This is a genomic window from Trebonia kvetii (genome assembly GCF_007827045.1).
Lineage (GTDB): Bacteria > Actinomycetota > Actinomycetes > Streptosporangiales > Streptosporangiaceae > Trebonia > Trebonia kvetii.
Genome location: NZ_RPFW01000055.1, coordinates 1 through 414, shown reverse-complemented (window position 1 = coordinate 414; position 414 = coordinate 1). Strand labels below are relative to the sequence as shown.

Below are 414 nucleotides of genomic sequence, written 5' to 3'. Positions count from 1 at the left end.
CGGCCTGCCGCCGTTCCTGGGCTTCTGGGCCAAGCTGGCGGTGCTCAAGGCCGCGCTGCAGGGCGACATGCTGTGGCTGGCCATCGTCGGCATCGTGTTCGCGGTGATCGGCGCGTTCTACTACCTGCGCGTGATCAAGGCGATGTACTTCGACGAGCCCGAAGGCAAGCTGCCGGCGCCGAGCGAAGACCGTCCGCTGCGCGTGGTGTTCGGCGTCAACGCGCTGGCGCTGCTGGCGCTGGGCATCGCCTGGAACCCGATCATGGAGTGGTGCCAGCGCGCGTTCGCTGCCTGAGGCGCGAGGTCCGCTGCAAGCGAAGGGCCGCCGTTGTGCGGCCCTTTTCTTTTGTGCGGGTTCTTTTGTGCGGGCCTGCAGGGCGTGAGCCGTTGTGGGAGGGCCTTCAGGCCCGACGC

1 pseudogene is annotated in these 414 nt (G+C 68.4%); it reads left to right on the top strand.

The features are described from left to right. Positions 1 to 295 (top strand): annotated as a pseudogene (locus EAS64_RS48165) (hypothetical protein); the annotation flags it as partial. Between the last annotated feature and the right edge of the window lie 119 nt (positions 296 to 414).